Source organism: Arthrobacter sp. 01T428 (assembly GCF_056398685.1).
This window is the reverse complement of the sequence record NZ_JBFTPW010000018.1, coordinates 64,966-90,383: the sequence shown is the minus strand read 5'-3', so window position 1 is coordinate 90,383 and position 25,418 is coordinate 64,966. Positions and strand designations below refer to the sequence as shown.

Here is a 25,418-nt window from a genome sequence, read left to right as displayed (position 1 = left end):
GCACAAATGGCTCGACGCCGCCGCCGAACGGGTCGAGTTCGAAGGCCTCCCGGCCCGGATCTGCTGGCTCGGCTACGGGGAACGCGCCAAGGCCGGGCTGCTGTTCAACCAGCTCGTCGCCGAGGGCAAGGTCAAGGCCCCGATCGTGATCGGCCGGGACCACCTGGACTCCGGCTCCGTGGCCTCCCCGTACCGGGAAACGGAGTCCATGAAGGACGGCTCCGACGCGATCGCCGACTGGCCCCTGCTGAACGCCCTGACCGCCGCGTCCTCCGGGGCGACCTGGGTCTCCATCCACCACGGCGGCGGCGTGGGCATCGGCCGCTCCATCCACACCGGCCAGGTCTCCGTCGCCGACGGCACCGAGCTCGCCGCCCAGAAACTCGAACGCCTCCTCACCAACGACCCCGGCATGGGCGTCATCCGCCACGCCGACGCCGGCTACGACCGCGCCATCGAAGTCGCCCACGAACGCGGCGTCCGCATCCCCATGAACCCGACCATGACGGAAACCAACTAACCAGACCCCACACCCCCAACTAACTCGCATTAGATGTCGTTATGGGACCCCAAAACGACAACAACTGCAAGCTAGTTGGGAAGGTCAACTGCACATCTGAGGAAGGATCACTTCCATGATCGAAATCGACGGCAAACGGCTGCAGCTGGCCGACATCGCGGCCGTGGCAGGGGGCGGAACAAAGGTGACGTTGGCGCCGTCGGCGGTTGACCGGATGGCCGCATCCCAACGGTCCGCTCGTGCGACGGCACTGTCCCGACCCGTCTATGGGCGGTCAACAGGCGTCGGGGCCAACCGCTCCGTGGCACTGGACGCCGCGAACAAGGACGCCAACGTCCACGGCTTGAACCTCTTGCGCAGCCATGCCGTCGACGCCGGACGCGTCCTTGACCAGGAAACCGTCAGGGCCATGCTTGTCATCAGGCTCTCGCAGCTTGCCGCGGGCTCGTCCGGCATCAGCCCATCTGTGGCCGACGCAGTGGTGGACATGCTCAACGCCGACGCTTTGCCGGAGGTGCGGGAATTCGGCGGAATCGGCACAGCGGACCTGGCTGCGCTGGCGGGAACGGCCCTCACCCTCCTCGGTGAGCGCCCCACCATGGAGGGCAAGGACGTCCCCGCGCCGCTGGAAACCTGGGCCACCGAGGACGCACTTCCCTTCATCAGCTCCAGCGCGCTCACTATCGCCCAGGCCACACTCGCCCACCAAAGACTCGCCACGCTCGTGGAAAACCTGACCACGGTGAGCGCCTTGTCCTTCGCTGCAATGTCCGGGAATCCCGAGGCATTGAGCCCTGAAGTCGCGCGGGCAGCTGATTCGCCCGCAGTCACCGAGGTGGCTGGGGTTCTGCTCGGCCTCGTGGAAGGCAGCGGTGCGCCGGCGAGGATCCAGGACCCGTACTGCTTGCGCACCCTGCCTCAGGCCCTCGGCTCGGTGGTCGAGGAGTTGGACGCGCTCGGTACCCTTTTGGAACGCTTGGTTGTGGCCGGTCATGAAAACCCCCTAGTGTTCGGTTCCGCAGAGGAGGGCAGCAATGGAGTAGCCCACCACGGCCTCTTCCAGATGACCAGCCTCGCCCGCCGCATTGATGCCCTGGAACTGGCCATCGGTGCGGCGTGCGCCACGAACCTTCGGAGGATCAGCTTGCTCTGCGACCCGGCGTACACCGGCCTGCACCGATTCCTTGCGGGCGACGACGCCGGCCAGTCCGGCGTCATGATGCTGGAATACGTGGCAGCCGCAGCGGTGGGCCGAATTCGGGCCAATGCCCAGCCCGTGAGCCTGCAAACCGTGGTGCTCTCGTTGGGCGCCGAAGAGGATGCCAGCTTCGCGAGCGTGGCCAGCTCCCGCATGGATTCCACCGTGCGGGCGCTTTCTACGGTGGTTGGCATCGAACTCCTTTGCGCATCGCGGGCGCTCAGGCTGCAGGGCAGGACACGAGGAGAATTTACGAGTCCTCGGTTCCGAAAAGCCTTCGACGCCGGTCTATCGTTGCCCGCCGACGTGCAGGACCGGGATCTCCGCCCCGACGTCGATGCCGCGTCCCACCTGGCGACCCTTCCGGAGTTCGGTCACTAAGCGTGCTTAGCTATTTACTGTCGCCCCGGACGGGCGTACCTTAATATCCAAACACCGCACTGGGGAGGTGGCGTGTTTGGCTGGGTCTCTGGGGTGCCGTCGCGTTTCTTTGGTTCGCCCCGTTCTTCTCGCCGTTTTTGGCGCATTGGCGTGGTTGCTATGGCTGGCCGGTCCTTCGCAGGCAGCTAGCGTCCTGCCGACGATTCCGGCTGTCCCTGCCGTTCCCTCAGCTCCAACCATTCCCCTTTCATCCTCCCTGCTCCCGTCCCCGTTGCCCGATCCGATCGGGCCAGTGGCCCACAGCCTGTTGTCCGCCATTCCTAGTCCGACGCAAGTGTCTGCCCTTCCCGGAACCGTGGTCAGCCAACTGCCCGGCTCCACGGCGACTCGCCTTGTGACCGCGCTCACCGATCCCGCGAGCTCCTTGGTTGATACGGTGGTCGGCACAATTCCGGCGTTGCCCGGGTTGCCTTCGGTACCCCAACTGCCTCCAGGGCCGGCCTTGCCGCCGCCATTGCCGCCATTGCCTGGTGTCCTGGATCCTCCGGGACGAGGCCTTCCAATCGGCGCAGTCCCAGGCATTCCGTTGAGGGCTCGGGCCGAAAGCGAACACGCGTTGGCATATCCCACGCTTTTGCCAATCCCCGGACGCGGAGCGGCGACGAGCATGCGGATCCCCGGATTCATTCTGGCCGACCTCGTTGTCCTGCCCCCGGCAGTGCTGGCGACGACGGAAATGCCTCAGCTTCCGGGCGGCCCTCCGCCCGGCAAACAGGTCCCTCCGGTGGCACCGCCCCAAGAGTCTGGCTCGACGTCGGAATCGCAAGGCGGCTCGGCCGCCAACGGCGCGGCGGACCTCCCTGAACAACGTGCACTGGCGCCACCGCTCCACAGAAGCCCCGTCCCCGACGGTGGGCAAGTCCCCCCAGCCGAACCTGCGTTCGATCCGGGGTCAACTCCCGACTGAACAGGTCAACCCTGTCCCCGTGGCAGGCACGACCATCCGCGCTAAACAGCGCGGGACCAAGTCTCAGTCAGGAGAAAGACAATGCAAGTCCAAATCAGTAGCAACCACGCAATCCGGGCCACGAAGACATCAACCGGCCGGATCATAGGAAATTGGCCCGACCCCATGCAGAAGGGAGGTATATAGATAGCATCGCGACAGGCGCTCAGCGCCCATAAGGGAACAAGGACGCCGGCCGCGCAGTCAATCTGACTGCACGGCCGGCGTCATGATGCTGAAGGTAGGAACGCCTCCCTTTAGAACAGGGCGTTCACCACAGCCTGGGTGAGCTGGTGGAAGATGTCGGTGCGGGCCGGGATATCGCTCTCGTCCTGGCCTTTGGTGTAGACCACGAAGGCGTAGGAGTTGGTCCCGTTGGTGAGGATGCTGGCGTCGTGGAGTTCGTCGTCGAGCAGTCCGTACTTGTGGAAAACAGTGATTCCGGCTGGCACCGCGGCGGGGATGAGCGATTCGTAGTTGGTGTTCTGCATGTAGGACAAAAGCTGTGCGGTGTCTTGCTGGTTCAACAGCTTCCCGCCGTAGAGCCCGGCCATGATGCTTGCCATTTCGCTTGGAGTCAGCGTGTTGTTCATGGGGTCATAGCTGACGCCGATCGAAGCGGCATAGGACTGGAGTTCCGAAAAGCCAACCGCGTCCATGATCAAGGACCAGGAGTCGTTGTCGCTGTCCTGGATCATCTCTTTGATCTGGAATCCAGCCGTGTAGTCGCCCAAGGGATCGTCAAGGGACACTACGCCCGTTTCGACGAGGTGATAGTACGCGGCGGCAGCCAGGACCTTTGCGGTGCTTGCTGCCTCGAACGGCGCCTGGACCCCGTACTGATGGCTCGAGCCATCGGACAGGTCGATCAGGGTGACGCCAATCTGGTACTGGCTGTTCGCGTCGATGATGGCGTTGATCTCCGAGTCCAACGCGGGAGTCACGCCGGTAGCCGGCGCGGCCGGCGCTGCGGCTGCGGGAGCGGCGACGGCTGGGGCGGCGCTCGGAGTCTCGGCCGCGGTCGACGGCGGTGCGGCGGCTGCCGTCGTCGGGGCCGCTGCCGTCGGGGAGGCGGTTGGAACAGCTGCCGACGGCGTGGCGCTGGCTACCGCCGATACGGTTCGGGAGACGGATGAGCGGGCATGCGCAGCCGAGTAGACCGTGGCCGTCAGGGTCAAGGCCAGAATGGCCGCGAAGGCTGTCAGCAAGGCCGATCGACGTCGGCGGGGACTCCAGCTGTTCCACCGACTTCTCTTTCGTCCGGACCCTTGGCCGGGACGACGGGGCTCTCGCTCTTCCATAATGAACCAACCGTAGCTACTGCAGCTATGTGAGAGCTATGAAAATCCTGTCCATCAGCCACGTGTCGCCTGGGTGAATATCAGGCGTCACGGATCGGCGAGCCCAATACCGTGAACCGGGTGCCGCCCATCTCACCGGACAGCAGTGGCATCGTCTCACTTATCGCGGCCCGGACGCTGTCCAGCTTCAGCGAACCTTGGTGTGCTTCCGCCGATTCCCAGAGTTCGCAGACAAAGACCGTGTCCGGCGATTCTTCGTTGACGCCCACCTCGTAGAGGAGGCAGCCCGCGCCCCGGAGCTCCGGTTTCGGTCTGAGCAGGATGGATACAACGGCGTCGCGTTGGCCGGGTTTCGTGCCGAGGCTTCCTACGTTTGCAAAAGTCATGGGCCCATTGTGCTTCATTCCTCCGACGTTATTGGGGAATCTCGTACCGGCGGACAAAGTTGCCGAGGATCTTCATTGGTTCGGTCGCGGTGATCTTCCGGGCGTCGGCCATCAGCTGCTCAGCAGCCTCAGGCGGGAAGTATCCGGCGTGGCGATAGGTGTCGATCCGTGTGACGAGGCCTTCGGCGTCGAGCTCCGGATGGAATTGAGTGGCATAAAGGTTCTTCTTGATCCGGAACATCTGCACCGGGCAGGCGGCCGAACCAGCCAGCAACACCGCGTGCCCCGGCAGGACCGTGCAGGCTTCCTTATGGCCGGTAAAGGCGACAAAGCGCTCGGATATGCCTTGGAGGAGCGGGTCCTGGATGCCCTCCGCTGTGAGTTTGATGGTTACCCCGCCGAGTCCTTCACCATAGGTACGGTCAATCACGGCCCCCTGGTGAAGTCCCAAGGTTCCCACTCCGTAGCAGGCCCCCAGGAAGGGAAAGTCGGCGGCAACAATCGTGTCCAGCAACTGCGCGAGTTCCTTCTCCACCCGTTTCTGGACCGGGCTCTTGTGCTCCGGCGAGTCGCTCGAAGTGAAGGGGCTGCCTCCCACGATCACGCCGGAATAGTCGGAGAGCCTGAGCGGCGGCAGGGGCGCCGCCTCCATTCGGATGCGCTGTAGCTGCTCGGGAGCGAGCCCTCCAAAACGAAGATACGCCTGGTACTCTTCCTCGGCGGCGGCGTCTTCGGCGCGAGATGCGAGCAGGAGAAACGGCTTCACAGGCTAAGTGTGCGCCCGGTACCCGTGACGCGCCAGCGTTCGGCTGAAACATCCTTTTCGGGGCGGTGAGCCGCCGTTCACGTGCGAGAAATGTCCCGAATTCCGGCCGGGTGAAAGGATTTCACCTCCGTTGACTCGGGAATCCGCGGAATCACGGGGATCCCCGCCACCCTCTCCAGGTGGCCTCGCGTCCCCGCCGGGGGGCCGTTAACATTCCCGAAACATGCCCGTCATGCGTTCTTCACGCCGAGTCAAGTTATGTAACGTCCCCGCAATTTTTCCTCGCATTGCTTGAAACACGGAACCGGAAATATTGGGCAGGGGAAGAACGGGGCCACGCTACGGCGGCCCTCCTAGGCATTCCGATAAGAAGGGAAACGCACGTGGATATCACTGCGGAAAACGTTTGGGTGATGGTGTCGGCGGCACTTGCACTGCTCATGACCCCGGCACTCGGCCTCTTCTACAGCGGCATGACCCGGGCCAAGGCCTCCCTCAACATGATCATGATGAGCTTCATCTCCGCGGGAATCGTAGGCGCCGTGTGGATCCTGTGGGGCTACTCGATGATCAGCGGCAAGAGCGTACTGGGGATCTTCGGTAACCCGTTCAGCAGCTTCGGCTCGGCGGACTTGGTCGGTTCCACCGATCTCATCAAGCTCGGCTTCAGCGCTACGTTCGCTATCGTCACCGTGGCCTTGATCAGCGGCGCTATCGCCGACCGCGCCAAATTCACTTCCTGGGTCATCTTCGTCCCCATCTGGATCACCCTCGTGTACTGTCCCTTGGCTTTCATGGTCTGGGGCGGCGGCCTGCTCAGCCCCGGCGGAGCCATCAGCTCGGTCTTCGGCCAGGTGATTGACTTCGCAGGTGGCACAGTGGTGGAAATCAGCTCCGGCGCCGCCGCGTTTGTCCTAGCGTTGATCCTGGGCAAGCGGCACGGCTTTGGAAAAGACCCGAACCACCGCCCGCACAACCTCCCCTTCATCATGCTTGGCGCCGGCCTCTTGTGGTTCGGTTGGTTCGGTTTCAATGCCGGCGCGGCCACGACGTCGGCGCAGGCCGGCTTGATCTGGGTCAACACCCTTGTAGCCCCGGCTGGTGCCATGCTCAGCTGGTTGGTCACCGAGAAGATCCGGCACGGCCACCCCACATCCTTGGGCGCCGCATCCGGCGTCGTTGCCGGCCTCGTGGCTATCACTCCGGCCTGCGCCAACGTGGCTCCTGCCGCAGCCCTTGGCCTGGGTCTGGTGGCCGGCGCAGCCTGCGCCGTGTTTGTCGACCTGAAACACAAGTTCGGCTTCGATGACTCCCTCGACGTCGTGGGCGTCCACCTTGGTGGCGGGCTCGTGGGCACGCTCGCGCTCGGATTCATCGCGCTGCCGGTAAACGGCAAGGGCGGAGGACTGTTTTACGGAGGCGGACTCCAGCAGCTCGTGGCGCAGATCGTCGCCATTCTGGTCACCCTTGCAGTATCTGGAATCATGACGGCGATCATCGCCCTGGTCATCCACAAGACCGTTGGATTCCGGGTCAGCCACGAAGCCGAGGTGGCTGGCGTGGACTTGTCCGAGCACGCCGAGACCGCCTACGAGTTCGGCAGCATGTCCCGGAGCCATTTCAACGCCATCCCGCACGTTGCTGCCCTCCCCCTCGTCAACATCCCGGTTGCCGCCCGAGCCACCGCCGCCCCGGTTTCAGCCCGTGCCGCCGCCGTCGCCTCGTCGCCCGCCGCCGCCGTCCAGCTCCAGCGCGAAAAGCAAACCGACCCGGCTTAGGCGAGGCGGGCATTTCCGCCACTGCAGGGGACGCGTACGCTCAACTTGTGGATATCGTCGATTTCCTCTCGGACCGCCTGGACGAGGACGAGGCTGCGGCGCGGAAACTCCTCGGCGACCGTTCCGTCTCCGAGGCGGGCAAATGGTACGAGCGGCGCCTTCTCTTGGAATGCGAATCAAAAAGAAGGCTGCTCAGCATCGTGGAATCCGCACGGCAGACGGCCCTGGCCACGATGGTTCGCGGCACGCTTGGGGACACCCCCCAGTGGATCCCGGAATCGATCGAATGGACCACGAAATCTCTGAATGCCCTCGCGCTGCCCTATTCGGACCATCCGGACTTCGAACCGGAATGGCTGGCGGGGACGTAGCCCCGGCCCGCCCATCGCGGACTAGGCTTCCAAGCACAAATCGGCAAGATCTTGCCGAAATGAGGTTTTGACGGCTTCACAACAAGCAAAATCATTACTTTCGGCAGCATCTTGCCGATCTTGGCAAAATGGTTCAGAATTGACCAAGAATACTGTCAAATCGGCAACATCGTGCCGGATCATCGGAGACTCGTGGAAGACCTAGCGGCGATTGCGGCCACCATCCGGAAAGCCCGCAAAGAGGCTGGAATCACGCAAGCTGACCTTGCCGACCTTGCCGGGACTTCCGAAAGGACCGTGCGGGCGATTGAGACCGCCACCGGAAATCCTTCGCTGGGGGCCGTCGTGGCCGTAGCCAACGCCGTCGGCCTGCACATGGCAGCAGTCTGATGGCCGACGATTTCGAGGAGTTGAAGTTCGTTCGTGCAGCGGACGTTCACAAAGGCGGCGTCCTGGCGGGCCACCTTGCCCGCACTGGCCAGGGCGGGGTCAGTTTTTCCTACGCGGCGGAGTACCTGACATCCGGTTTGCCCGCGGTTGCCAGTTCGCTGCCCGTGACGGACCATCCCGTCGAGACTCCCGCTGGCGCTCTTCCGCCGTTCTTCGCGGGCCTGCTGCCGGAGGGGCATCGGCTGAGCGTGCTCAGGGACGCTACCAAAACCAGCTTCGACGACGAACTCACCCTCCTGCTCGCAGTCGGCGCCGACGTGCCAGGAGACGTCCAAGTGGTCCCTAGCGGCGAAATTCCCACCGAACCGGCACCCCTTGCCGACACATCCAGGCCCGAGGAATTGGACTTTGCCGCCCTCGCCAATGCAGTGGACCGCCATGCCATCCCCGGAGTGCAGGACAAGGCAAGTGCCTCCATGCTGACCACGCCACTGTCTCTCCGGGGGCAGCGGTATCTGCTCAAACTCGACCCGCCCAACCACGCACACTTGCTGGTAAACGAAGCGCTGCACCTTTCCGCCGCCAAGGATCTCAAGATCCCTGTAGCGAAGAGCCATATCATCGCCGACATGCACGGGCTGCCTGGGTTGCTGGTGGAACGCTTCGACCGCGTGCAGGACAAGGATCGCTCCTGGGTGCGCCTACCCATGGAAGACGGAGCCCAGGTCATGGGCCTGCCACCGGCTTCCAAGCATTCCGTGACGTCGGAGGACGTCGCTGCTGCGCTGGCCGGGCAGTGCAAGGCCCCACTCGTGGCAAGCCGCAATCTGTACCTGCAGTTCGTCTTTGCCTGGCTGACCGGGAACGGCGATCTCCATGCCAAGAATCTCTCGATCCTCGGGGACCGGCACGGAGGATTCGTTATGGCCCCGATCTATGACATTCCATGCACGCTGTTATACGGAGACGACTCGCTCGCGTTGCCGTTGTCCGGGAAAACCAAAAACCTCAAGGCGAAGCACTGGGCCGATTTCGCGTTCGCCCTCGGCCTACCACAACGCGCCGCAACCGCCGCAAATACATTGGCCCTGTCAGCCTCTGGGAAGGTCAAGTTGGAGGACCTACCGTTCACTGGGTCACCGCTCCGAGGCGCCCTGCGGGAGTTGAGGTTCCGGAGAGGAGAGCTGGCGGGCTGACTGGCGCACCCACACTCTGAGGCCTGCTAGATCGACTGCCGGTATCCGAAGAACTCGTAGTCTTCGTTGTAGCCGCCGAATCCGCCACCCACGTCGGAGAAGTCCGCTACGAACTCGATGCCCTTGATCCATTTGACCATCTTGAAGCCGAGCTGCACTTCGTTGCGCAGCCGAAGTGGCGCCCCGTGTCCGTACGACAGCGGCGCGCCGTTCATGTCATAGGCGAGCATGGTGAGCTGATAGCCCATCTGCTCGATCGGATGCGCATCGTAGTAGTCGCCCTCATCCGGCCCCTCACCCAACGAATAGAACACCACCCACTTTGCTTCGGGTGCCGGCTTGACCAAGTCGAGGATGGCCTGCATCGACACCCCTCCCCATTTGGCTACTCCCGACCAGCCCTGGATGCAGAAGTGTTGCGTAATCTGCTCGTGGTAATCCATTGCTCGCAGCTCGGCGAGGCTCAACTCGACCGGATTGCCCACGAGCCCGTTGATGCGCAAGCGGTAGTCCCGGAAATCGTTGTCAAAGAGATTCTTGTACTCGTCGGATTCGGGATACTGGCCGTTCAGCCAGAGGCGCGGCGAGATGTCCTTCTCCGTGTACTGCCCCGGGCGTGAGTCGATGTGCTCGAACAACCGCTGTGCCGGGCCGATAAGGGCGTAACCGGCCCTCTGGACGAGCCGCGGATGCCGAATGGTGAGCGGAGTAGCAGCGACCCAGCCGACGATGATGACCACCATCGAGGCAGCGAAAATCCAGAACCCCGTCCAAGACTGGTCGTTGCGCCCCGCGTACATGTGGTTGAGGTTCTCCAGCGCCCCGGTAGTGAGAACCAGAGCCACGTGAAGGACGATGAACAACAGGAACCAGCACAGCACCAGGAAGTGCAAGGAACGTGCCATCTGGATGTTGAAGACCGAGCTGATACGCCGAAACCGCGTGGAGAGCGCCGGGGACATGCCTAGCCCGGTGATGAGGGCCAGGGGTGCAGCGATGAAGATCGTGATGAAGTAGGCGATCAGTTGCAGGCTGTTGTAGTTGGTCCATCCGCTCTCGGTAGGCCATTCCAAGGAGAGGTATTGGATGACAACCGAGATCGAGTTGGGGATGACGTCCCAGCTCAGCGGGACCATGCGCATCCACTGGCCCGTCGCGAACAACAGCACGAAAAAGACGACTCCGTTGACCAGCCATAGCGTATCCCAAGGTGCCACCAGCGCGCGAGCCCGATCGAGTGCCGTAGCCCTGGCAGGCCGACCTGCAGAGGGAGGCTGATCGAATCCTTCTTAGCCGTCCACAGTGGATCTTCGGGTACTGGCTTCTGTACCCGGAACCAATCCCGTCCCGGCGTCGAATGTCGCGTCCAATAGAGTCGCGGGTGGTCCGTGAGTATCTGTGCACCCGAACGGATGATGAAGATCAGGAAGAACATGTTGAGGAAGTATTGCCAACCCAGCCAGGCTGGAAAGCCGACGGGGGCGCCCTCCGGCAGCTTTGAGGCTCCCGGATAGGTCTTCAGGAACGACTCGACGGGCGGCAGCCCGCGGATCCCTTTCGCGACGGCGACCGCGACGATGAGCAGCACGAAGCCGATCGGAATCAACCAGAGCAGATTGAACCACTTGGTGGGGCTGATCCGAACACGCGGGGCGATGCCGCGATCCTGCGGAAGCGAACCGGCGAAGGTCATCGGGTCGATGACGTCCTCCCCGCGCTTCAATTCACTCCGGAAGCTGCCCTCGGCACCGGGTCCGGCTTGCGACGTCGGACCCCTCCGCTGCGGGTCCTGCATCGGATCCTGCGGCATCGGTTTGTCAGCTGTCATGAGGCCGAGCCTAGACCCCGGCGGGGTTGGATGATGAAACTGGATCGTCGCCCTTGGCGAATCCACACTGTCCCGCCCCGCTTCATCAGTTCACTGATGATTTAGCTGATGGTTCCCTGTGAGTCGGACCAACGTGTTTCGGGGCTCCTAGCTTTGGGACCATGAAATTCAAAACAATCCCGGTCATCATCGGAACATTGTCTTGTGTGCTGGTCGGCAGCGCTGCGTTCGCGGCGGTCTCCACCTTCGCCGGCCCCCACGAGGACGGAACGGCAGTCACTTCAATCGGCATGCGCGTCACGCCGACCGGACAGCAGACCTCACTTGGGGACCTCCCGCTGAACTCCGCCATCTCCCCCGACGGCAAGCGGCTCGCCGTCACGAACAACGGTCAAGGTACGCAGTCGCTGCAACTCGTGGATCTCGCAGACCACGAGGTAGACCAGACCATCTCCTACAAGTCCCCGGAATCCCTCTACATGGGCTTGGCGTGGAGCCCCGACGGCACCAAGCTTTACGCCAGCGCGGCAGCAAACTCCAAGATCCGCACCTACGGCTACTCCGGCGGCAAGCTGGCCGAAGGGGCGCCCATCCAGCTACCCACCACGACGCCCGCGGGTAAGGCAGTCAATCTCTTTCCGGCCGGATTGGCGATCACGCCCGACGGCAAGCGGCTGGTTGTCGCAGATCAGCTCGCTGACGCCGTGTCCGTCGTCGACCTCGCCACCGGAAACGTCTCGACGACGCCAGCCGGTCACCGGCCGCTTTCGGTCGCCGTTTCCCCGGACGGCACGACGGCGTTCGTCACCAACCAGGGCGCCTCGGACATCTCCGCGGTGGACATCACAGGCGCCGAACCGAAGGTTTCCCGCACCGTCACGGTGGGTCTCCATCCCAACAAATCCGTCCTATCGAAGGACGGCCACACGCTTTACGTTGCCAACGGCGACGACGACACCGTCTCGGTTGTCGACACCGCCGCCGGTACAAGCACGAATATCAGCGTCGCACCTGAAAAGGGCGCACCGGTGGGAACCAATCCCACCGGACTGGCCTTGGACGAAGCCGGCCACCGCCTGTTCGTGAGCAACTCCGGTAACAACGACGTCGCCGTCGTCGACCTCGCCCAGAAGGCAGTCGCTGGTGTGGTGCCCGTGGGCTGGTACCCGAGTTCGCTGGCCTTCCGCGGCGGGACATTGCATGTCACCAACGCGAAAGGGCTAGGCGCCGGGCCAAACAACGGACCTGGCCACCCAAACCCCGAGTCAACCGCTCCGGCCGCCGAAAACCAGTACAGCGGATCGATGATCGTTGGCACACTGAGCAGTTTCAGCGTGCCGGAGGGCGGTCAGCTGCAGAAGGCCACCGAGCAGGTCAAAAACAACAATCGCCCGGACACCGCCGGCGGCAACATCATCCCGCGCCAACCCGGCCAAGAGAGTCCCATCAAACACGTGATCTACGTGGTCAAGGAAAACCGCACCTACGACCAGGTGCTTGGGAGCCTCGGCAAGGGCAACGGGGATCCCTCACTGAACCTCTTCGGCGATGAGTCCGCACCGAATATGCGGGCCCTCTCCAAGAAGTTCACCACCATTGACAACTTCTACGCCGATGCTGAAGTGAGCGCCAACGGATGGAATTGGGTGGCCTCTGCCAACTCGAACCCGTACGCCGAGCAGATGTGGCCGGCCAACTACTCGGGTCGCAAGGCACCGTATCCCAGCGAAGGAAATGCCCCTGAAATCGCGGCCCAACAGCCTGACAACACGTATGTCTGGCAGCGGCTCGCCAAGGCAGGCATCAGTTTCCGCAACTACGGCTTCTACGTTTCCAATAATGCCGGCACGTTCAACGCCGCGGACCCCGTCCTGGATGCGCAGACCGACCACAACTACCACGGTTACGACCTGAACTGCCCTGATTCGGCGGGATCGTTCGCGCCGCTGAAGCCTGGCTGCGGTACCCCACGTATTGAAGAATGGGCCAACGACTTCCAGTCCCAAGTGACATCCGGAACGGTTCCCACGGTCCAGTTCGTGCGCCTGCCGAATGACCACACCCAAGCCACCCGTGTTGGCGCCCCCACGCCAAAGGCTTATGTCGCGGACAACGACTACGCGCTCGGCAAGCTGGTGGACACCGTGTCCCACTCTTCCGCCTGGAAGGACACCGCCATCTTCGTCACGGAGGATGACGCTCAGAACGGCCCGGACCATGTGGATGCGCACCGCACCTTGGCGCTGGCCATCAGCCCCTACACCCAGACAGGGAAAGTCGATTCGACCTTCTACAGCACGGCGTCAATGGTCCGTACCATCGGCCTCATTGCCGGCATCGGTCCGCTGACCCAGTTCGACGCGTTCGCCACTCCCATGAACGCATCGTTCACGGCCAAGCCTGACAACACGCCGTACACCGCGCTCAAGCCCAGCTACGACATGACCACCGTCAACGGGGCAAACGCTCCGATGGCCCCGCAGGTGGCCACCCAAGACACTGCCACCGAAGACAAGATCGATGAGCAGCTGTTCAATAAGTCCATCTGGCAGTCAGTGAACGGTGCTGACTCGAAGATGCCCGAACCCCAACACAGCGTGATCGGCTCCGGTTCCAGCAGCCAGCCGGCTGCGAAGGATCCTGACGGCTAGCCAGATCCTCTTTGGCAGGGCGGTCACCAGAATCGGGTGGCCGCCCTTCGCCGCGCCTGCGCTGAGCCTTGGATAAAAAACGGGCACACTCCCCTGTCAAAGAATTAGTCCAGAATCTATTCTGTTGATGGACCGGTACAAATATGGTCCGCCAGGCCACCGGCACGTCCCGGGAAGCCCATCCCGCTCCGGGGGCCGTCTCTACGAGGAGGCGTCCATGTCAACTCCCGATGTGCCAACCCGGGGGCCCGCAAGGCCCGGTCCGTATATTGCGGCCGGAATCCTGCTGGCCATCTCCATTCTGGTTCCGCTGTTCGTCCCGGCGTATTCGATTGACCAGCCGCGGCTCGCAGGTATGCCCTTCTTTTACTGGTACCAAATGCTCTGGGTTCCGATCACCGCGGCCATGGTGGGCGTCTCCTACCGGCTGGTAACCAAGGAAGACCGTCGCCGCCGCGAGGTCGCGCGGGGCGCACGCACTCGGGAGGAAGAACAATGAGCGGGCTCGCCGTCCCTCTGGCGACCACGGGGGATCGGCCCGTCAACGGCGTCGCGCTCACCGTCGTCGTCGTGCTCTTTATCCTGGTGGCGGTGCTGGGCTTCTTCGCGGCGCGATGGCGCGCTGGCAAGGAAACGGGCCTGCACAGCCTCGATGAGTGGGGCCTCGGTGGCCGCGGTTTCGGAACCTGGGTGACGTGGTTCCTCCTGGGCGGGGACCTCTACACGGCCTACACGTTCGTGGCGGTGCCGGCGGCGATGTGGGCCACTGGCGCCGTGAGCGGTTTCTTCGCGGTGCCGTACACGATCGTGCTCTACCCGATCGTCTTCCTGCTGATGAGCCGTTTGTGGTCGGTCTCGCACCGGCATGGCTTCGTCACGCCGGCGGACTTCGTTGGCGGGCGCTATGGCAGCAGGGCGCTGACGGTTGCGGTGGCCCTCACGGGCATCGTTGCGACCATGCCCTATATCGCGCTGCAACTGGTCGGCATCAAGGCGGTGCTCACCGTGCTGGGCCTCGGGAGCGCTGAGAATGTGCTGCTGACTGACTTACCGCTGATCATCGCATTCGTGGTCTTGGCCGCCTACACCTACACCTCGGGCCTTCGGGCGCCGGCGCTCATCGCCGTCGTGAAGGACCTGCTGATCTACCTCGCGGTCATCGTCGCTGTGATCTACCTGCCGATCAAGTTCGGGGGCTGGGACAACATCTTCGGTGCAGCCCAGACGAAACTCGACGCCGTCAGCCCGGCCACGGGCAAGCCCGCCGGCGTCTTCATCCCGGGTGCCGCCAGTTACTCGGCATACTGGACGCTGGCCCTTGGCTCGGCCATGGCGCTGTTCATGTACCCGCACTCGGTCACTGGAGTCCTGGCGACGAAGAGCAGGAACACCATCCGCAAGAACGCCGCCGTCCTTCCGCTGTACTCGCTTATGCTGGGATTCCTCGCCCTCCTGGGTTACGCGGCAATCTCTGCGGGCACCAAGCCGATAGACCTGAACGGTGCCGTCAATCCACAGCTTGTAGTTCCGCAGTTATTCCTGGACAACTTCCCCTCGTGGTTTGCAGGGATCGCTTTGGCGGCTATCGCCATCGGCGCCTTGGTCCCGGCGGCCATCATGTCGATCGCTGCCGCCAACCTGTTCACCCGCAATATCTACCGCGACCTGATCCGGCCCGACGCCGACCCGCGGCAGGAAGCGAAGGTCTCCAAGATCGCCTCGCTCGTGGTGAAGTTCGGGGCGCTGATCTTCGTCATCGCCATGGACCAGTCCGCCGCCATCAATATGCAGCTCCTCGGCGGTATATGGATCCTGCAGACCTTCCCGGCGATCGTGGCTGGGCTCTACACCCGATGGTTCCACCGCTGGGCGCTGTTCGCAGGGTGGGTCGCCGGGATCATCTACGGCACCGTCGCTGCATACAACGTGGTCAACCCCGTGACGAAGGCTAACTTCGGCGGCTCCATCGCAGCCATCCCGGGCACCAATGTGCAGGTCTACATCGCGGTCGTCGCGTTTGCCATCAACCTCATTGTCGCTGCCGTCCTATCGCTGGTCTTCCGCGCGATGAAACTTCCCGACGGGAAGGACATCACCCGGAACTCGGACTACGGGGCTGACGAGGACGATCCCAAGGTTGCCCAGCTCCAACGCGAGTACCCACTGGGCGAAACGGGAGGCGGCACGTTCTGACCGGATCTGCTCGCTAGCGCTTCATCGACATTGCCACAGCAGCGATATCCCGCGGTGTCGTCCGGCACGAGCGCCAGAAGGGCCTCAGCCTCCGCGAAGGAAGGCAACGTCTCACAGGCCAGCAAGTCCACCCGCGCCTCCACCAGCGCCCCCATCCGCGGCCGGTGGAACTCCTTGAACTCGCGCTGGGTGAGGACGTAGTCGCCCCGATACTCCGGTGGCGAGAGCACCATCCACTGTCAGGTTTGCACCCGAATCGAGCAGGCACGACAAGCTGGCGCTGCGGCTGCCCTTGCTTTCCATAGCTTGAGCCTACGATCCTTCTGCCGGGTTTGTTTGCCTAGGCTGGTTGGCGTAGTTCGCGTTGGTGGCGCCGGTTAAACAGGTCCCCGAAATAGTGTGCCGCCATGACGGGCGGGTCTCCGTTCAAACGCGTTCCTGGCAGGGGTGGTGCTGTGGATCGGTAGGTATGTCCGGTGGGGGTGAGGATGTCGAGGACATGCCGTGTCCCGGGGCTGGTTCTTGCTGTCCTGGTTTTTGCTGGTCTGGTTTGTGCTGTCCAGCCGTTGAGTTCTTTGGTGTGGTTGCATGCCTCGCACAGACCCGCCCCGTTGTGCAGGCTGGTGGGGCCGTCGTCGTGCCAGGGGATGATGTGGTCGAAGTGGCGGATCGGTGCGTCGCAGTAGGGTGTCCGGCAGGTGTCGTCGCGGGCCTGGATGAAGCGCCGCAGCCCGGGCGGGAAAAACCGGGACCGGGAATCGACGGCGACGAGTTCACCGGTTCCGGGGGCCGTGAACAGGCGACGGAGCCAGACCGTGAAGTCGTGCGTCTCTTCGGCTTGGTCCTGGCCGGACCGGCCATCCTTGGTGTTGCCGGTGGTGCTGAGTAGTGTCCTCGCCCAACCAGCAGGCACGATGCCGTAGCCGGGGAGCCGGGCCGGTTCGCTCTCGCCTTGGAACAGGGTGCGGTCGGTCATGACGAGCTGGACCTCAACCCCGCTGATCCCGCCGGGGGTGCCGGTGATGCGTTCGACGAGCGCGTCGGCCATGATCTGCCCCCGGGTCCGCGTGTCCCCGGTTGAGCGCAGGGTGTCGGCGTGCCGGGTCAGGGCCGCGTGCACGGCCACGCCTTGGGCGACGGGAAGCAGGGCGGTCAGGTAGGTCATGGTGTCCGGGGCCGGGCGCAGGGACACGTGACGTTCCTCGGCGGCACGGGCCGAGCGTTGCGTGACGGAGCGGGGGTCGCGCCGGTAGGCCGCGGCCCGCGCCGCGGCGATGATGGCCTTGTCTCCGGCGCCGTCGAAGGTTCCGGTGTCGGCGGCGAGTTCCTCATCCACGGCGCAGCGGTCTTCGGCGGACAGGCAGGCTGTTTCCTTCACCAACAGGGTGGCGCGCCATTCGTTCAGCTGTCCCGATTCCAAGGCGGCCAGGGTGCGCGGCATCTCTGTGACCAACGCCTTCGCCAGTCCGGAGAGCCGGGATCCGCGGGCGGGCGACTCCCGCCGGGCCAAAGCCACCTGGGCGGCCACGCCGCGGCCGCGTTCGTCGGTTGGCACACCTGCCGCCGCCTCGGCGCTGCGCTGGGCGGCATCGAACGTGACAGCGATCCGGGCCTGCGCGGCTGAGGCCGCTGACTTCAGATCCTCCAGTGCCCGCAGCAGGTCAATCAATTCGGCCGTGTCGGCAAGTTCAGCGAAGCCGCCATGTTCGGTGCCGCCGGACGGCGCAAAGGCAGCGGCCGGGCGAAGCGATCTCACGGCATCGATCAACTCGCGCACCCGGAGGCACGGGCCAGCAGCCTCCGGAACCGCGTCGCCGGTTGGCGCGACCGCTCCGATCAGCTGTGTTCCCCGATTGCCATCCATAGGAAAAGCTTCGCAAAGGGGTCTGACATTATTAGGCCCGAGAACCACGCCCGGGCGAAAAATCTTGGGAAGGGGCCCGGTTTTTTGGGGTGGGCCTGCGAAGGGCACCAGACAGCCCGGCCGTCGCCAGGGCCACTGATAGGCGTAGGCTATCGATCGATTCGGAAGTCCAGCCAGAGGAGCCCCATCATGGACACACGAAAACTAAAGTACTTCCTCGCCGTCGTCGACCATGACGGGTTCAACCGCGCCGCCGAGCATTTGCTGATCGCACAACCGTCGCTTTCCCAAACCATCGCGAGCCTCGAGAAGGAAGTCGGCGTTCCGCTGTTCCACCGCATCGGCCGCAGGGCGGTCCTCAGCGAAGCCGGCAAGGAATTGGTCGGGCCGGCCAGACTCGTCATGCGGGACCTCGACGCCGCACAATCAGCTGTTCAGTCACTCCGAGGCATCAGGAGCGGCCGGCTCGACATCATCACTATGCCTTCGCCGGGCATCGAGCCGCTGACGTCTATGATCGCCGCCTTCACCAAGGCGTACCCGGCGGTCCGGCTCAACGTCAGTGCTGCCTTCACGCCCGAAGAAGTGATCGAATCGGTCCGGAACGGCAGCTCCGAAATCGGGCTGGCCGGCTCGCCTACGCCCATCTTGGTCCCCGGCGTCGAGGTCCTCGAACTCGAAAAACAACCGCTCATCCTGATCGTCAACCCGCAGGCCGACACCTTCGGCGCCGAGCAATCGGCCATCCAACGTGAGGATCTCGGGGGACAGCGCATCATTGCGAGCCAGCGAGGCTCCCTCATGCGTTGGCTCGTGGATGATGCGCTGGCGCACGGCGTACAGGTGGAGATCGTCGTCGAAGTCGCCCACCGGACCTCCATCTTGCCCCTCGTTTTGGCGGGCGTCGGGCACGCGGTGATGCCGTCGTCGTGGGCTCCTACCGCGCACAAAGCCGGCCTGCGCACAATGCTCATCGAACCAGTGAGCCACCTGGACGTCGCGGTGCTCAGCCGCAAGGACAACCTCACTCCGGCGGCCAAGGCGTTCTTGCAGGTCGCTGCGGAGCACACCGAAGATTAGCGCGCTCGACTGCAAGAAAAGATAGGCGCTACCTATCAGCCGTATCGAAACTAAGTCTTGGACGCCACCTACCCGCCGCCCGTCTACTTGAAGAGGAAGGCAGTGTGACTCTGCTAACAAACTCAACGAGGAGGTAGGCATGAGCGCCACCCAGAAATTCAGCATCGCATCAATCCCCGCAGACGGCGTCGGCAAGGAAGTTGTCTCCGCAGGCCGCCGCGTCCTGGACGCCCTGGCCGCAAACTCCAACGGCAAGTTCGCCTTTGAATGGACCGAATTCCCGTGGGGCTGCGGCTACTACGAGAAGACCGGCCAGATGATGGACCCCAAGGGCCTGGACGCCCTCAAGGACTTCGACGCCATCTACTTCGGAGCCGTCGGCTGGGAGAACGTCCCGGACCACATCAGCCTCTGGGGCCTGCGCCTGAACATCACCCAGAACTTCGACCAGTGGGCCAACATCCGCCCGGTCAAGTTCCTCCCCGGTATCGAGTCCCCGCTCCGCAAGGCTGACAACACCGAGCTCGACTGGATCGTTGTCCGCGAAAACAGCGAAGGCGAATACGCCGGACTTGGCGGACGCAACCTGAGCGGCCGCGGCCCGGGCAACGAAGTTGCGCTGCAAACCGCGCTGTTCACGGAGAAGGGCTGCGAGCGCATCATGCGTTTCGCGTTCGATCTCGCACGGACCCGCACGGTCAAGAAGGTCTCGTCCGTCACCAAGTCGAACGCCCAGCAGTACGGCATGGTCCTGTGGGACGAAACCTTCAACCGCGTCGCCCTCGACTACCCTGACGTGCGGACCGAGAGCGTCCTGGTTGACGCCATGAGCGCCAAGTTCATCCTCCACCCGGAGGAATTGTCGGTGGTGGTCGCGTCCAACCTGAACGCCGACATCCTCTCGGACCTCGGCTCGGCACTCGCCGGCAGCCTTGGCCTCGCCGCGAGCGCCAACCTGAACCCGGAGCGCCGCTTCCCGTCGATGTTTGAGCCGGTCCACGGTTCCGCACCGGACATCGCAGGCAAGGGCATCAGCAACCCCATCGGGGCCATCGCCAGCGCCGCGTTGATGCTGGACCACTTCGGCCTGCACGAAGAAGCGCGCCTGGTCGAGGCGGCCATCGAACAGACCACAGCCGCCGGATTCTTGACCCGCGACGTCGGCGGCGAAGCCACCACGGACGACGTCACCGAAGCGATCATCAAAACAATCAGCCACAGCCTCGCCGCCGTATAACGTCCGGTGACGTACGACGGCGGCTGGCCGGCCGCCGTCGTACCTCCCGCGGAGGTCCCTCCAACTTTCTCCACAGACATTCCACAATGAGGTAGGAATCATGGAACACATCAACAAAGCCGGCGCAGCTCCGGCACCCAAGACCCGGCGCGTCAAAACAGCGTGGTACCGGCAACTGTATTTCTGGGTTCTGACCGCCATTCTCATTGGCGTCCTGCTCGGCTGGCTCGCGCCGACCGCGGGCATTGCCATGGAACCGATCGGGACCACGTTCGTCAATGCGATGAGGATGCTCATTGGCCCGATCGTCTTCCTGACCATCGTCGGCGGGATCGCGAGCGTCGCGGACCTGAAGAAGGTCGGGATGACAGGCCTGAAGGCCCTCACCTACTTCCAGCTCGGCACCATTTGTGCGCTCGTGTTCGGCCTTGTCGCGATCAACATCTTTCGGCTGGGCGAGGGCGTCAACGCCGCGGCCGGCACCATCAAGACCACTGATGCCGCGGCCAAGCTCATCGACGCCGGCGCACACCAGGAATGGTGGCAGTTCCTGACCAACATCATCCCCACGAGCATCGTTCAGCCCTTCATCGCGGGCGACATCCTCCAGATCATCTTCATCGCGGTTGTCTTCGGCATCGCGTTGAACGCGATGGGCAAGTTTGGCGCGCCCGTGCTCGACGGCGTGCAGCGGCTCACCGGTGTGATGTTCAAGATCCTGGGCTTCATCATGAAGGCCGCGCCGCTGGGTGCATTCGGCGCCATGGCCTTCGCGGTCGGCAAGTACGGCGTGTCCTCCCTGACCAGCATGGGCGGACTGATCGCACTCTTCTATGTCACTTCGATCCTCTTTGTCGTGGTGGTCCTCGGCTCCGTCATGGCGTTCCTGAAGCTGAACATCTTCACGATGATCAGGCACTTCAAAGAGGAATACCTGATCATTCTGGGCACCTCGACCGCCGAACCGGCACTGCCGGGACTGATGCGCAAACTCGAGCACGCAGGGGTTAAGAAGGAGACCGTGGGGCTTGTTGTCCCTACCGGCTACAGCTTCAACCTCGACGGCGCCGCGATCTACCTTTCCCTGGCCGCCGTATATATCGCCCAGGCCACCAACACGCACCTGAGCATCGGCCAGCAGTTGGGGCTCATCGCCGTCATGCTGCTTACGTCCAAGGGTGCTGCAGGCGTCGCGGGCGGCGGTTTCATCGCCCTCACCGCAACGTTGGCCACCATCGGTACCATCCCGGCCGCGGGCATCATGCTCATCTTCGGCATCGACAAGTTCATGTCCGAATGCCGCGCCCTCGTAAACTTCACCGGCAACGCTGTCGCGACGCTGTTCATCGCCTGGTGGGACCGCACCCTCGACGCCGACCGTGTCCGCCGCGTCTTCGCGGGCGAAGTCGTGGAGCCGATTCAGGCGGTTGAAATTCCCGCGCCCGCTACCGCCGTCGAGCCTTTTCAGCCCGCCGACCGCCGTCCCGCCTACTCAGAATCCATCTGACATGAGCAACGCAACTGCCCCGATGAGCGTCCTCATCGCGCCCGACAAGTTCAAAGGCAGCCTCACCGCCGGCGAGGTGGCGGACGCCCTGGCAACAGGGCTCCGTTCCGCCGGAGCGGTGCAGTGTGAGCTGCTGCCGCTGGCGGACGGAGGTGACGGCAGCGTGGATGCCGCCGTCACCTCCGGGTTCGCCCGCCACGCTTTGGTGGTCCCGGGGCCGACCGGACAACCCGTCAAGGCGAGCATCGCGTTCGACGGGGTCACTGCTGTTGTGGAGGTGGCGAATACTTGCGGTTTGGGACTGTTGCCGGACGGGCGGCTCTTGCCGCTTGATGCGTCGAGCCGAGGCTTTGGCGAGTCTGTTCTCTTTGCCCTTTCGTTGAGGCCGGCGCGGATCGTGCTGGCGCTGGGCGGAAGCGCGAGCACCGACGGAGGAATGGGCATGCTCACCGCCCTGGGCTTCCGTTTCCTCGATGCTTCCGGCCGTTCTTTGGAGGGCAACGGGCGGAACCTTGGCCTTGTTCATTCTGTGGATGCGCCTCCTGGGCTGATTGGTGTGGAGCTGATTGTCGCGAGTGATGTGCATAACCCGCTCTGCGGGCCGGACGGTGCGCCGGCGGTTTTCGGTCCGCAGAAGGGCGGATCGCTTGCGGATGTTGCAGCGCTCGACGCCGGTCTGACGCACTTTGTCTCTGTGCTCACTTCGGGCGGGTTTGAGAGTGCGGCGTCCCTTGCCGAGCATCCCGGCGCCGGAAGCGCCGGCGGGATCGGCTTTGCGTGCCTGTTGCTTGGCGCTTCCCAAGTATCCGGGGCGGACTACTTCCTGGACCTCCTGGACTTCGACACCCGCAAGGACGGCTGCGACGTCGTCATCACGGGCGAGGGCAGCATCGACGAGCAGACCCTCGCCGGAAAGCTGCCGGCCGCCGTCGCGCGCCGCTCGGGCACCCGGCCGATCATCGCCGTCGCGGGCCGCTCGTTGCTGCCGCGGGAGCGGTGGCCCGAGATGTCGCTCTCGCGTGTCTACACGCTGACGGACTACACGGATCTGGACTCGTCGAAGGATCCTGGGCTTTCGGTGGAACTGCTGCGGCGGATCGGGCGGGAGATTGGGGAGGGGCTTGGGCGCTTAGGTGGCATGTAAACAGACACGCCCGACTTCCGTGATCTCTTGCTGCCGCGGGTCTACGGTTGGCTCAATGTCGGATTGGTCAAGGGGGACACATGGAATTCGCAGAACGGCTCTCGGCGCTTGCCGCAAAGGTGCGTCAGCAGCGCGAGGCTATTCAGACCGAGGAAGCAACGAAGAACGCATTCGTCATGCCGTTCATCTCAACGATCCTCGGCTACGACGTTTTCAACCCTCTTGAGGTCGTGCCGGAGTTCACAGCGGATGTGGGAATCAAGAAAGGCGAGAAGATCGACTACGCCATCGTGAAGGATGGCGAGATTCAGATCCTCATCGAGTGCAAGAAGTCCATTGGACCGGTAAGGATCGAACACGCTTCCCAACTATTCCGCTACTTTGCAGTCACAAATGCGCGGATTGCCATACTCACCAATGGCGAGGTGTATCAGTTCTTCACTGATCTCGATGCTCCGAACCGTATGGACGAAAAGCCGTTCTTGGTGCTGGATCTCAATGACATCGATGATTCGCTCCTGCCTGAACTCCAGAAACTCTCAAAAGATGTCTTCGATCTTGACTCGATCATTAACGCAGCTGGCGAACTGAAATACATCGGCGAGCTAAAACGGACACTGGCCGCCCAGTTCCGCGAGCCTGAAGACGAGTGGGTCAAGTTCTTGACCACACGGGTGTACACCGGCCCATATACGCAGCGTGTGCGCGAGCAGTTCACTTCGCTCGTCAAAAAGGCATCGAAGCAGTTTCTCAACGATCAGGCCAATGAGCGTCTTAAGAAGGCCCTCGGCTCTCAGACCTTTACGCAGATCGACGATTCGGCAATTCTTCCGAAGGTGACGAGTGAGCCGGTGGTTGAATCCGACCTCGCCGAGGCCGATGGTATTGAGACCACACTCGAAGAAATCGAGGGCTACCAGATTGTCCGGGCGATCGTTTGCAGCGACGTAAAGCCCTCAAGGGTCTTCCAACGCGATGCCAAGTCGTACTTCGCCGTACTTCTGGATGACAATAACCGCAGGCCGATAGCACGCCTGCATTTCAACCGAACACAGAAGTACATCGGACTCTTCGACGAACACAAAGAGGAACGGCGTGTTCCCATCGACTCCCTTGAAGACATCTACGAACACGCTGACGCTCTTCGCGCCAGTGTGAAGGGCTACCTGTAATTGCTGCCGGCTGGGTGGCGGCGCCGATCGTTACCCGCGACGGCCACGAGGTGGCAGAGCTCAAGCCTGTGCGTCGACGCAGCCGCCAAACAGAACGACTGATCGCCAGCCGCCGGCACCTGCCGCGCGTGGACAGTGAGATATTCCGGGCAGATCTGGACGAGATCCTGGCTTCGAGTTCGGTGTCCCTATGGTCAAGGACAGGAACTCCATGCTTCGTCTGGTTCAAGACCGGCAAATACGTCGCGGACGCCCCGCCCCAAGCCGAAGTATTCGGACCGCCCCCGACCGCGGAAAACGCGGTCGGGGGCGGTTTGCTCGGAGTCTGGGGCACTAGGGGATCTACAGGTCCCTCAGCGAGGAATCCGCGTCGAGCCGGGCGAGTCTTGCGACGTGGCCGAGGGCTCCAAGGCACAAGAACAAAGGAACGCAGAGGAGTGCTCCGAGCACGAGCAGCCAGTTGGGCATGGCCCATGCGGTCACCGGCAGGAGGTCGAGCTGCAGTCCGTTGAAGACCGCCGTTCCTATGACGGAGCAAAGAGTTCCCAGGAGCGCCCCCGTCACGCCAATGATGAGGCCTACTGCAGCCAACTCGACCATGTAAACCCCTGCTATCGAGGCCCCCGACCAGCCGATGGCTTTAAGGAGACCCACTTCGCGGGCCCGCTGCTTGATCCAACTGCCGCCAACGGACACCCCGACGCCGAGGCAAAAGATGATCAGGAAGCCACCGATCACCCAGCTGACAAGGGCAAGAAGAGCGAAGAGGCCTGACAGGGACCGGATTTGGCCCGCTACGCTGTTCACGGAGTACCCGAGGGCTCGGACTTGGTTTTGCACGTTGACCACTTCATCCGCTGAGTCAACGCGCACATATGCGCGGGGATAGACCAGCGTTTTGGTGGCTGGCCGGGCATTGGCGAGTGTTGACTGAAGTACCTTGCTGGAGACGTAGGCAGCTTGTGCGCCATCCGTACGCGGCGACGAGTTGTCATAGATACCTGAGACGCGGAGCGATATGGAAACGGGTTCGCCGTTGCCGGGGCCGATTTCCTTCGTATACACGAAGCTCATTTCCTTGCCGAGCAGCTCGGTGTATTTCTGGCCCTGACCCTTGTCGGGGAGCAGGATCTGGCCTTCCCCAGGGCCGTCTTCGGAGACATCGCCGAGCAGTATTTTCGGGGTGATGCCGCTGATGAATGGCGTACCCATGAACGCGCCTGGGTTGTTCGGTGACGGCCAGTTCGCTGGGTCCTCTATGGCGAGGTCAATTTGTGCCCAGCCGAAGGATCCCACCACATGATCGATTTGGTCGAACCGGGACAACGAGTCGTCAGTGATCTCGCGAGCTGAGTCTGGACCGACTGAAGTCACCTCCACATAATTCAGTGCGGAGTTGGTGCTGATCTTGTTTGAGTATGAACTTATGCCTGCCCCAACGATGCTGTC

20 protein-coding genes and 2 pseudogenes are annotated in these 25,418 nt (G+C 63.2%); 14 read left to right on the top strand and 8 right to left on the bottom strand.

Annotated features, from left to right (window positions below; genetic code table 11):
- A pseudogene (locus AC1DJB_RS17930) lies at positions 1-520 on the top strand (urocanate hydratase); the annotation flags it as partial.
- 115 nt (positions 521-635) lie between these two features.
- Complete coding sequence (locus AC1DJB_RS17925) at positions 636-2,099, top strand: aromatic amino acid ammonia-lyase (RefSeq protein ID WP_441433552.1); 1,464 nt, start codon at positions 636-638, stop codon at positions 2,097-2,099.
- Positions 2,100-3,362: 1,263 nt separating this feature from the next.
- Here AC1DJB_RS17925 and AC1DJB_RS17920 read toward each other — a convergent pair.
- From AC1DJB_RS17920 to AC1DJB_RS17910, 3 genes are all read right to left on the bottom strand, one after another.
- Entirely contained in the window at positions 3,363-4,313 is a 951-nt protein-coding gene (locus tag AC1DJB_RS17920) for a serine hydrolase (protein ID WP_441433551.1), read from the bottom strand.
- 173 nt (positions 4,314-4,486) lie between these two features.
- A complete protein-coding gene (locus tag AC1DJB_RS17915) occupies positions 4,487-4,792 on the bottom strand; it encodes a putative quinol monooxygenase (RefSeq protein ID WP_441433550.1) in 306 nt (101 codons plus the stop codon).
- A 28-nt stretch (positions 4,793-4,820) separates the two neighbouring features.
- A complete protein-coding gene (locus tag AC1DJB_RS17910; RefSeq protein ID WP_441433549.1) occupies positions 4,821-5,558 on the bottom strand; it encodes a glutamine amidotransferase in 738 nt (245 codons plus the stop codon).
- A gap of 383 nt (positions 5,559-5,941) precedes the next feature.
- On the opposite strand from AC1DJB_RS17910, the gene AC1DJB_RS17905 reads away from it, so the two are divergent.
- The 4 genes from AC1DJB_RS17905 to AC1DJB_RS17890 all read left to right on the top strand — a co-directional run bounded on the left by AC1DJB_RS17905 (position 5,942) and on the right by AC1DJB_RS17890 (position 9,293).
- Positions 5,942-7,336, top strand: a complete 1,395-nt coding sequence (locus AC1DJB_RS17905) for an ammonium transporter (protein WP_441433548.1) — start codon at positions 5,942-5,944, stop codon at positions 7,334-7,336.
- A gap of 47 nt (positions 7,337-7,383) precedes the next feature.
- A complete protein-coding gene (locus AC1DJB_RS17900) occupies positions 7,384-7,707 on the top strand; it encodes a DUF6221 family protein (RefSeq protein ID WP_332602963.1) in 324 nt (107 codons plus the stop codon).
- A 192-nt stretch (positions 7,708-7,899) separates the two neighbouring features.
- On the top strand, positions 7,900-8,097 hold the full coding sequence (locus AC1DJB_RS17895; RefSeq protein WP_284992068.1) for a helix-turn-helix transcriptional regulator: 198 nt from the start codon (positions 7,900-7,902) through the stop codon (positions 8,095-8,097).
- Entirely contained in the window at positions 8,097-9,293 is a 1,197-nt protein-coding gene (locus AC1DJB_RS17890; RefSeq protein WP_441433547.1) for a type II toxin-antitoxin system HipA family toxin, read from the top strand. The genes AC1DJB_RS17895 and AC1DJB_RS17890 overlap by 1 nt, the downstream gene beginning before the upstream one ends.
- 26 nt (positions 9,294-9,319) lie before the next feature.
- Here AC1DJB_RS17890 and AC1DJB_RS17885 read toward each other — a convergent pair whose 3' ends face one another.
- Together AC1DJB_RS17885 and AC1DJB_RS17880 are read right to left on the bottom strand one after the other, a co-directional pair.
- Positions 9,320-10,462 carry a molybdopterin-dependent oxidoreductase gene (locus AC1DJB_RS17885; RefSeq protein WP_476910612.1) on the bottom strand — a complete coding sequence of 381 codons (1,143 nt, stop codon included), beginning with the start codon at positions 10,460-10,462 and terminating at the stop codon, positions 9,320-9,322.
- Entirely contained in the window at positions 10,417-11,121 is a 705-nt protein-coding gene (locus AC1DJB_RS17880; RefSeq protein ID WP_441433545.1) for a hypothetical protein, read from the bottom strand. Before AC1DJB_RS17880 ends, AC1DJB_RS17885 begins: the two co-directional genes overlap by 46 nt.
- 161 nt (positions 11,122-11,282) lie before the next feature.
- Here AC1DJB_RS17880 and AC1DJB_RS17875 point away from each other — a divergent pair, with 161 nt between their 5' ends.
- The 3 genes from AC1DJB_RS17875 to mctP all read left to right on the top strand — a co-directional run bounded on the left by AC1DJB_RS17875 (position 11,283) and on the right by mctP (position 15,965).
- On the top strand, positions 11,283-13,772 hold the full coding sequence (locus tag AC1DJB_RS17875; RefSeq protein ID WP_441433544.1) for an alkaline phosphatase family protein: 2,490 nt from the start codon (positions 11,283-11,285) through the stop codon (positions 13,770-13,772).
- A 217-nt stretch (positions 13,773-13,989) separates the two neighbouring features.
- Positions 13,990-14,271, top strand: coding sequence for a DUF3311 domain-containing protein (locus tag AC1DJB_RS17870; protein ID WP_284992064.1), 282 nt, complete (start codon positions 13,990-13,992; stop codon positions 14,269-14,271).
- Positions 14,268-15,965 carry a monocarboxylate uptake permease MctP gene (gene mctP, locus AC1DJB_RS17865; protein ID WP_441433543.1) on the top strand — a complete coding sequence of 566 codons (1,698 nt, stop codon included), beginning with the start codon at positions 14,268-14,270 and terminating at the stop codon, positions 15,963-15,965. Before AC1DJB_RS17870 ends, mctP begins: the two co-directional genes overlap by 4 nt.
- 59 nt (positions 15,966-16,024) lie before the next feature.
- Here mctP and AC1DJB_RS17860 read toward each other — a convergent pair.
- Together AC1DJB_RS17860 and AC1DJB_RS17855 are read right to left on the bottom strand one after the other, a co-directional pair.
- Positions 16,025-16,180 (bottom strand): annotated as a pseudogene (locus AC1DJB_RS17860) (homocysteine S-methyltransferase family protein); the annotation flags it as partial.
- Positions 16,181-16,305: 125 nt separating this feature from the next.
- Positions 16,306-17,829 carry an HNH endonuclease gene (locus AC1DJB_RS17855; RefSeq protein WP_441433542.1) on the bottom strand — a complete coding sequence of 508 codons (1,524 nt, stop codon included), beginning with the start codon at positions 17,827-17,829 and terminating at the stop codon, positions 16,306-16,308.
- Between the two features lie 189 nt (positions 17,830-18,018).
- Here AC1DJB_RS17855 and AC1DJB_RS17850 point away from each other — a divergent pair, with 189 nt between their 5' ends.
- From AC1DJB_RS17850 to AC1DJB_RS17830, 5 genes are all read left to right on the top strand, one after another.
- Complete coding sequence (locus AC1DJB_RS17850) at positions 18,019-18,909, top strand: LysR family transcriptional regulator (RefSeq protein WP_306961977.1); 891 nt, start codon at positions 18,019-18,021, stop codon at positions 18,907-18,909.
- A gap of 139 nt (positions 18,910-19,048) precedes the next feature.
- The gene (locus AC1DJB_RS17845) at positions 19,049-20,146 is read left to right on the top strand and encodes a tartrate dehydrogenase (protein ID WP_284991939.1); all 1,098 of its coding nucleotides are present in this window, start codon (positions 19,049-19,051) and stop codon (positions 20,144-20,146) included.
- Between the two features lie 100 nt (positions 20,147-20,246).
- Complete coding sequence (gene dctA / locus AC1DJB_RS17840; RefSeq protein WP_441433541.1) at positions 20,247-21,653, top strand: C4-dicarboxylate transporter DctA; 1,407 nt, start codon at positions 20,247-20,249, stop codon at positions 21,651-21,653.
- 1 nt (position 21,654) lies between these two features.
- Entirely contained in the window at positions 21,655-22,797 is a 1,143-nt protein-coding gene (locus AC1DJB_RS17835) for a glycerate kinase (RefSeq protein ID WP_441433540.1), read from the top strand.
- 80 nt (positions 22,798-22,877) lie between these two features.
- Positions 22,878-23,969, top strand: coding sequence for a type I restriction endonuclease (locus AC1DJB_RS17830; RefSeq protein ID WP_307053944.1), 1,092 nt, complete (start codon positions 22,878-22,880; stop codon positions 23,967-23,969).
- 342 nt (positions 23,970-24,311) lie between these two features.
- Here the strand turns inward: AC1DJB_RS17830 and AC1DJB_RS17825 are convergent, their stop codons facing one another.
- Positions 24,312-25,343 (bottom strand): ABC transporter permease, encoded by a 1,032-nt coding sequence (locus AC1DJB_RS17825; protein ID WP_441438010.1) that lies wholly within the window; start codon positions 25,341-25,343, stop codon positions 24,312-24,314.
- Positions 25,344-25,418 lie beyond the last annotated feature (75 nt).